Annotated in this window: 9 protein-coding genes; 4 read left to right on the top strand and 5 right to left on the bottom strand. The window is 72.3% G+C overall.

Annotated elements, in window-relative coordinates:
• A partial coding sequence (locus tag C1I98_RS32055) for an efflux RND transporter permease subunit (protein ID WP_146607766.1) occupies positions 1–846 on the bottom strand: 846 nt, incomplete at its 3' end.
• A gap of 132 nt (positions 847–978) precedes the next feature.
• Between C1I98_RS32055 and C1I98_RS32050 the strand changes: the two genes are divergently transcribed.
• A complete protein-coding gene (locus C1I98_RS32050) occupies positions 979–1,467 on the top strand; it encodes a MarR family winged helix-turn-helix transcriptional regulator (RefSeq protein WP_233508365.1) in 489 nt (162 codons plus the stop codon).
• 66 nt (positions 1,468–1,533) lie between these two features.
• On the opposite strand, the gene C1I98_RS32045 is transcribed toward C1I98_RS32050, so the two are convergent.
• From C1I98_RS32045 to C1I98_RS32035, 3 genes are read right to left on the bottom strand one after another with little or no spacing between them, the layout of a single operon-like run.
• Positions 1,534–2,022 (bottom strand): alpha/beta fold hydrolase, encoded by a 489-nt coding sequence (locus C1I98_RS32045; RefSeq protein WP_199537363.1) that lies wholly within the window; start codon positions 2,020–2,022, stop codon positions 1,534–1,536.
• A 20-nt stretch (positions 2,023–2,042) separates the two neighbouring features.
• Complete coding sequence (locus tag C1I98_RS32040; RefSeq protein WP_111171102.1) at positions 2,043–2,687, bottom strand: LysE family translocator; 645 nt, start codon at positions 2,685–2,687, stop codon at positions 2,043–2,045.
• A 41-nt stretch (positions 2,688–2,728) separates the two neighbouring features.
• A complete protein-coding gene (locus C1I98_RS32035; RefSeq protein ID WP_111171103.1) occupies positions 2,729–3,718 on the bottom strand; it encodes a helix-turn-helix transcriptional regulator in 990 nt (329 codons plus the stop codon).
• A gap of 106 nt (positions 3,719–3,824) precedes the next feature.
• Between C1I98_RS32035 and C1I98_RS32030 the strand changes: the two genes are divergently transcribed.
• Positions 3,825–4,565, top strand: coding sequence for a DeoR/GlpR family DNA-binding transcription regulator (locus C1I98_RS32030; RefSeq protein ID WP_306461933.1), 741 nt, complete (start codon positions 3,825–3,827; stop codon positions 4,563–4,565).
• A gap of 66 nt (positions 4,566–4,631) precedes the next feature.
• Here C1I98_RS32030 and C1I98_RS32025 read toward each other — a convergent pair whose 3' ends face one another.
• Positions 4,632–5,396 carry a hypothetical protein gene (locus C1I98_RS32025; RefSeq protein WP_111171100.1) on the bottom strand — a complete coding sequence of 255 codons (765 nt, stop codon included), beginning with the start codon at positions 5,394–5,396 and terminating at the stop codon, positions 4,632–4,634.
• Between the two features lie 140 nt (positions 5,397–5,536).
• Here C1I98_RS32025 and C1I98_RS32020 point away from each other — a divergent pair, with 140 nt between their 5' ends.
• Positions 5,537–6,541: an AAA family ATPase gene (locus tag C1I98_RS32020; protein WP_111171099.1), complete on the top strand. Its 1,005-nt coding sequence runs from the start codon at positions 5,537–5,539 to the stop codon at positions 6,539–6,541.
• Positions 6,538–7,442, top strand: a 905-nt coding sequence (locus C1I98_RS32015) for a DUF58 domain-containing protein (RefSeq protein WP_111171098.1), incomplete at its 3' end; no start/stop codon positions are given. The genes C1I98_RS32020 and C1I98_RS32015, both read left to right, overlap by 4 nt.

The raw sequence follows: 7,442 nt of genomic DNA, 5'->3' as shown, positions 1-7,442 counted from the left end.
CGTCGGCGGGGCCTGGCCGGGCATGGTGGGGCGTTGTGCCTGCGACGCGGCCTGTTGCTGGGCCTGGAGCTGGGCTTGTTGCTGGGCCTGCTGTAACTGGGCGGCCGAAGGGGCGAGGTACAGGTTCTTCAGGTCCTCGATGGTCTCGATCCGGTTGCCGACCTGGACGGTCAGGGCCTTGTCGTCCTTGGTCAGGTTGCCCGCCGGGACGGGGGTGCCGTTGGCGCGCAGCGCCTCGCCGATCGCGGCCGGGGACAGGCCGTGCTCTTTCAGTTTCTTCTCGTCGGGGGTGATGACGACGTTCTCCTCGCGGGCGCCGGTCACCTCGGCTTCGCGTACCCCTTCCACCGAGCGGATCTCGGGGAGGGTGAGCCGGTCGAGTTTGTCGGCCATTTCCCGCTGGTCGCCGTCTTCTGCCACGGCCAGCACCAGGACCGGCAGGTCGTCGGTGTTGCCGGCGATGACCTGGGGGTCGACGTCGTCGGGCAGGCTGGGGCCGATGCGCGAGACCGCCTGTTGCATGTCGGCGACGGCGGCGTCGATGTCGACGCCGAAGTCGAAGGCGACCTGGATCTGGGCGAGGCCCTCGCGGGAGGTGGAGGTGATCTCGGTGACGCCTTCCATCCCGTCGAAGGAGTTCTCGATGGGTTCGGTGATCTGTTCTTCGACGATCTCCGGGGAGGCTCCGGGGTAGGCGGCGACGACGAATGCTCCTGGGAAGGCGAGCGAGGGCAGTAACTGCTGCTTCAGTGCGGGGATCGCGAAGGCGCCGAAGGCGCTGAGCACGACCGCGATCAGTATGACGAGGCTGCGGTTGGCTAGGCTCAACCTTGCCAGGAAGGTCACGGGAACGAACTCCCTCAGAGTAAGTGGGCAAAATGAGCGACATGCGAAGTTTTGCTCCACACTAACACTTTGCCTGTCGCAAATATTTAGTCCTACGCCTCGTTCCTGATAGCCTTCTCAGGAAGTCAAGAGGTGAGACACATCGACGAACGCGACGTGCTGATCAACCGGATCGCCCGCATCCAGCATGAGCTGGCGCGACACATTGTCCGAAGCCGATTCCTGTCCGGAGCCGCGTCAAATCTGACAATGCGCCAGCTCCAGGTCACCGTGCTGCTGTCAATCCTCGGCTCGGCCTCCGGTCAAGACCTCGCCCGCCACCTCGGCGTCGGCCTGGCCACCGTCAGCGGCATCGTCGACCGCCTCGTCCGCCACGGCCTGGCCGGCCGCCACGAGGACCCCGACGACCGCCGCGTCCGCCGCGTCGAACTGACCCCCAAGGGCAAGGCCCTCATCGAGGAAATCCAGGACACCGGCCTCGCCGACCTGCGCCGCATCCTGGACTACCTGGACCTGGACACCCTGCGCATGCTCGACCTCGTGGGCATCCGCATGCACGAGGCCGGGCGGCGGCTACACGAGGAAGAAGCACAGGCCGATTCGTCCTCGCCGCCTGGCTGAGGGGTTGGGGGTTGCTCGTTGAGCTCTGGTCGAACTAAACAGCCGACTGCCTTAACAAAGTAAATATCAGGTCGGTGATCTCGATCTGCCGCTCCATGCTCGGCAGGTGACCGGCCCACTCCAGCTCCACCAGCCGCGCCCGCGGCAGCACCGCGGCCATGTGCCGGGCGCACTCCCGGAAATGATGAACGCCCGCAGATCGGGCGTCTTGGGCAGGCCGCACCCCGCGTCCAGCAGCACCAGGCCCCCGACCAGCTCCGGATGCGCCGTGGCCACCTCCAGCGCCACCTGCCCGCCGTAGGAGGCCCCGACCAGCAGCACCCGCGTGAGGCCCAGGCGGGTCAGCAGCGCGGCCACATCACCGCAGTCGCCGTAGGGCACCGGCGAGGCGTACGGCGTGCGCCCGTAGCCGCGAAAGTCCAGGCGGATCACCCGCGAGCGCGCCGTCAGCGCGGGCCACAGCGGGTCCCACATCCGGCCGTCGGCCGTTGAGGAATGCAACAGCACGGTGACCGGGTCCCCCGACCCGGCCTCCTGGAAGTACACCTCGCTCATCTCGAGCCCCTCTCCCCCGCTCATCGGCTCTCGGCCGCCAGCCGCACGCCCGAGCCGATCAGCACCACGCCGGACACCTGCTCCAGCCGCCGCCGCACCGCCGGCCGCCCGAGCACCGCCCGGACCCGGCCGATCAGCCAGATCACCATCGCGTACCACAACGTGTCGACCACCGCCCACACCACCGCCAGCACGGTCAGCGTCGCCGGCGCGTCCGCGCCCGCGGGCACGAACTGCGGCAGGAACGCCATCGCGAACACCGCCGCCTTCGGATTGGCCAGGCAGGTGCCCAGCCCCGCCAGGTAGGAGCCGCGCCACCCGCCGCCGGAAAGGCCCGGCCCGGCGACCTCCACGCCCCCTGCGGGCCCCACGGGCTCGGTGGCGGGGCGGCGGGCCTGCCACAGCGATTGGGCGCCCATCGCCACCAGCACCACCGCCCCGGCGATGCGCATCGTGTCATAGGCCATCTGTGAGGCCGTCACCAGCGCCGACAGGCCGAACGCCGCCGCCAGTGCCCAGGCCAGCACACCGGTCTCGTTGCCCAGCGTGGCGGCCATGCCCCGCCAGGGCCCGGCGCGCAGCGTCTGGCGCAAGATGACCGCCGTGCTCACCCCGGGCGTCATCGCGATCAGAAGGCAGGCCCCTGCGAAGGCCGCGATATGCATGGCGTCATCGTGGCGACGGCCCCGGCGCGGCGCAACGGGTTTTACCCGCCGGGCGGGGTGGCCGGGCCGTACACGGCGGCCATGCCGGCGACCTCGCGTTCCATCGCCGCCCGCAGTTCCGGCGGGTCCAGCACCTCGATCTGCGCGCCCATCCGCAACAGCACCCACCGCGCGTGGCGGATCGACTCCACCGGTACCACCACGGTGACCCACCCGGCGGCGTCCGGCGGGCCCGCCTCGGCCAGGGCCGCGTCCACCAGTTCGGCGGTCAGCGTGAGCCGCAGCATGTCGTGTGCGCCGGGCGCGAGCCGCAGCCGTGCCTCGGCGGTGTACATGCGCTGCCGGAAGTCGGCCGCCCACCGCCGCCAGTATTCGGCCAGGTCGAAGCCGGCGGGCCGCTCGAAGGCGCCCGGCAGTACCTGCGCCGACAGGATGCGCGAGATCCGGTACGTGCGCACCGCCTCCTCCACGCCCGCCACCAGGTACCAGGTGCCGCCTTTCAGGACCAGGCCGTAGGGGTGGACGAGGCGTTCCACCTCGCGCTGTCCCCATCGCCGGTAGCCGATCCGCAGCGGTCGCTCCTCCCACACCGCCTCCGACACCACGGCCAGGTGCGGCACCTCCTCTGTGCCCCGGTACCAGCCGGGGACCTCCAGGTGGAAGCGCTCGCGCATCCGGAAGGCGCGTGAACGCGGCTCGGGCGGCAGCGCCGCCAGCAGTTTGAGCCCGGCCGCCGACGCCTCCTCGGCCAGGCCCAGTTCGGCGGCCGGGCCGGGCAGCGCCGCCAGGAACAGTGAGGCCGCCTCCTGCGGGCTCAGCCCGTTCAGGCGGGTGCGGTAGCCGTCCAGCAGCCGGTACCCGCCGGCCGGGCCGCGGTCGGCGTACACCGGTACGCCCGCCGCCGACAGGGCCTCCACGTCCCGGTACACCGTGCGCACCGACACCTCCAGTTCGCGGGCGATCTGTGGCGCGGTCACCCGGCCCCTGGTCTGCAGGAGCATCAACAGTGAGAGCAGGCGACCGGCACGCATGAACGCAGTCTGCTGCACCGGGCGCCCGATCTTGGCGACGGGGTGCGCCGGCTTGCCATGCCAACACTCGGTGTGTTCATATGAACACATGGAAGGTGCCGATCGGGTGCGTGAGATCGTCAACGCGCTGCGTGTCAACGACACCGTCTCGGTCGCCGAGCTCGCCCTGCGCCACCGGGTGTCGGAGATGACGATCCGCCGCGACCTGGACGAGCTGGCCCGCCAGGGCGTCGCCCGGCGGGTCCGCGGCGGCGCGATCAGCCTGCTGCTGCGCGGGGAGGAGCCGCCGTTCCAGGTCCGCGAGCGGGAGGCGGTGGAGGCCAAGCGGCGCATCGGTGCCGAGGTCGCCGCCCTGATCACCGACGGCGAGGCGGTCCTGCTCGACGGCGGCACCACCGCCCTGGAGGTGGCCAGGGCGCTGCGCGAGCGGCGCCTGACGGTGCTGCCGCTGGCCGTGCAGCCGCTGACGGAGCTGGCCGGCGCGCCGAGGGTGCGGCTGGTGGTGCCCGGCGGCGAGGTCCGGCCCGGCGAACTCGACTTCACCGGCCCGCTCACCGAGCGGTCCATCGCCGCGCTGCGCTTCGACACCGCCGTCATCGGCTGCTGCGGCCTTTCCCCCGAGCACGGGCTGACCGCCCACGACCTGCCCGGCGTCGCCGTCAAACAGGCCGCCATCGCCGCCGCCCGGCGGGTGATCGCCGCCGCCGACTCCGGCAAGTTCGGCCGCACCGCGTTCGGCACGGTGTGCCCGCTGGAGCGGCTGGACGTGGTGGTCACCGACGACGGCATCCCCGCGAGCCAGCGCGAGGCCCTGAGCGCCGCCGGCGTCACCGTCCGCGTCGCCTAGCCGAGCCTGCCGAAGTCTCAGCCGAAGTCTCAGCCGAAGTCTCAGCCGAAGTCTCAAGGGGCGGGCTCAGATCGCGTCCCCCGGGCCGTCCTGGCGTCCTTCCGGCGCCGGTGAGCCCGGTCGCGACTCGCTGGGCGAGGGGCTGGGGGTCGGCTCGCGCGGCATCGGTGTGGTGGGCACCGGCGGCGGGGTCGGCACGAACATCGTCGGCGGCAGCGGCCGCATCGGCCGCGCCTGATCATCGGCCCGGCCGAACACCAACCACCCCACCACGAACAGCAGGGCCAGCATCAGCGCCAGCGCCGTGGCGGCCACCAGCACCGCCCGCCGCGACTCGATCGGCGGCGGCTTGGGCCGCGGCGGCGCGGGCACCGCCGGAACCCGGTCGGAGATCCAGTGCGGCACGAAGTCCGGCCCGTGCCGCTCACCGATCAGCATGCCGCTGACCAGCACCGGCTCAAGGAACCGCTCGGCCCCCGGCCGCCCGGGAAGGTAAGGGGTGGCCACCCACGGCGCCTGGCCCACGTCCATCGCCACCACCGGGGGGAAGGCGTCCAGCACCGCCGTACGGCGCGCCGAGCGCCGCGCCACCCAGCCGCGTACCCCGCCCCGCTCCGGCACCGCCTCCCTGACCGCGGTGACGAACCGGTCGCGCGCCGCCGCGTCGAAGGCCGCCCCCCGGGTCAGCAGCGCCACCGACACCGCCCGCCCGTCAGGGGCTTGGGCGAGGTAGACCAGCCCGGCCGGGCCCACCCGCAGGCGGGCCTGGATCACGAACGGCCCTAGGCTGGGCGGATCGCCGTACTGCAGCGGACTGGCCACACCAGTCATGAAAGCACACCGCCTCGCGGCACGTTCAACACGCCGTTTGGTGGAATAACAATCGTCATGCAGCTTCCGCGCCCGCGAGCGAAAGGAGAGGCGCGCGCCGACCGGCCCGCCACCGGTTCGGCCCGCGTGCCGCACAGCAGATGACCGTCGCCGAAGAAGTACCCAGCGGCACCGACGCCGAGGTGCTGCACCAGGCCCTGGCCGAGGTCAGGCGCGTCATCGTCGGCCAGGAGCACATGGTCGAGCGGCTGCTGGTGGCGCTGCTCGCCCGCGGGCACTGCCTGCTGGAAGGGGTGCCGGGGGTGGCCAAGACCCTGGCCGCCGCCACCTTGTCCACCGTGGTGGGCGGCAGCTTCGCCCGCATCCAGTTCACTCCCGACCTGGTGCCCAGCGACATCGTCGGCACCCGCGTCTACCACCCGGCCAGTGAGAGCTTCGATGTCGAACTCGGCCCGGTGTTCGTCAACTTCCTGCTCGCCGACGAGATCAACCGCGCCCCGGCCAAGGTCCAGTCCGCGCTGCTGGAGGTGATGGCCGAGCGGCAGGTCACCCTGGCCGGGCGCACCCACCCGCTGCCCCGCCCGTTCATCGTGCTGGCCACCCAGAACCCCATCGAGTCCGAGGGGGTGTACCCGCTGCCGGAGGTGCAGCGCGACCGCTTCCTGTTCCGGGTGCGGGTCGAGCATCCCGACGCCCGAGAGGAGCTGGAGATCCTGCACCGGATGAGCGTCAAACCGCCCGAGCCGCGGCCCGTGCTGGACCCGGCGCGGCTGGCCGCGCTGCAGGACCTCGCCGAGCAGGTGTCGGTCCACCAGCTCGTCGCCGACTACGTGGTGCGGCTGGTGATGGCCACCCGCGTACCGGGCGACTACGGCATCCCGGAGATGGCCGACACCATCGAGATCGGTGTCAGTCCCCGCGCCACCCTGGGGCTGGTCGCCGCCGGGCGGGCGCTGGCGCTGCTACGCGGGCGTGACTACCTGCTGCCCGATGACGTCCGCGATGTCGCGGTGGACGTCATGGGTCATCGGCTGATGCTCACCTTCGACGCGCTGGCCGACGGCGTGGCCCCCGATGATGTGGTGCGCCAGATACTCGCCGCCGTGCCCCCGCCACTGGTGGTGTGGAACCAGGGCCGGCGATGAGAGCCGCCGAACAGGCGCTGCGCCGCCTGGAGTTGACCATCGTGCGGCGGCTGGACGGCATGCTGCACGGCTCCCACCAGGGGCTGCTGCCCGGTCCCGGCAGCGAGACCGGCGACAGCCGCGTCTATGTGCCCGGCGAGGACGACGTGCGGCGCATGGACTGGGCCGTCACCGCCCGCACCACCGTCCCGCACGTACGCGACCTGATCGCCGACCGGGAACTGGAGACCTGGGCGCTGGCCGACCTGTCGCCCAGCATGGACTTCGGCACCGCCGCCATGGAAAAACGCGACCTGGTCATCGCGGCCATCGGCGCCGTCGGGTTCTTGGCCGGGCGCATCGGCGACCGGTTCGGCGCCTACGTGCTGCACGAGCGGCACGTGCACCGCATCCCCGCCCGCGCCGGCCGGCCCGCCCTGTACGGCCTGCTGCACTCCTTGATGGACGCCCCCCGCGCCCGGCCGGTGCCCGACCCCGTCACCTTGGCCGAGGGCGTGCAGGTGCTGTCGGCCGCCCGCCGCCGCCGCGGCATGCGGGTGATCGTGTCCGATTTCCTGGACCAGCGGCCGGTGCTGGACCCGGCCGCCGAACGCCCCTGGGAGCGGCCGATCCGCCGGCTGGCCGCCCGCCACCAGGTGCTGGCCGTGGAGGTGATCGACCCGCGGGAGCTGGAACTCCCGCCGGTCGGCGTGCTCACCCTCACCGATCCGGAGACCGGCCGCACCGCCGAGGTCCACCTGACCCGCAAGGTCCGTGAATCCTACGCGCGGGCCGCCGCCGCCCAGCGGGCGGCCACCGCGGCGGCGCTGCGCCGCTGCGGGGTGGCCCACCTGGTGCTGCGCACCGACCGCGACTGGGTCGTCGATGTCGCGCAGTTCGTGCTGCGCCAGCGGCGCATGAC

It is taken from the genome of Spongiactinospora gelatinilytica (genome assembly GCF_003236385.1).
Classification (GTDB): Bacteria; Actinomycetota; Actinomycetes; order Streptosporangiales; family Streptosporangiaceae; genus Spongiactinospora; species Spongiactinospora gelatinilytica.
Note: the sequence above shows the minus strand (reverse complement) of the source record. Positions and strands in the feature narration are given on the sequence as shown.

Coding starts and splice junctions, on each gene's coding strand:
- C1I98_RS32045 (WP_199537363.1), bottom strand. CDS start 2,022: ATGAGCGAGGTGTACTTCCAGGAGGCCGGGTCGGGGGACCCGGTCACC.
- C1I98_RS32035 (WP_111171103.1), bottom strand. CDS start 3,718: ATGCGTGCCGGTCGCCTGCTCTCACTGTTGATGCTCCTGCAGACCAGG.
- C1I98_RS32020 (WP_111171099.1), top strand. CDS start 5,537: ATGACCGTCGCCGAAGAAGTACCCAGCGGCACCGACGCCGAGGTGCTG.
- C1I98_RS32025 (WP_111171100.1), bottom strand. CDS start 5,396: ATGACTGGTGTGGCCAGTCCGCTGCAGTACGGCGATCCGCCCAGCCTA.
- C1I98_RS32040 (WP_111171102.1), bottom strand. CDS start 2,687: ATGCATATCGCGGCCTTCGCAGGGGCCTGCCTTCTGATCGCGATGACG.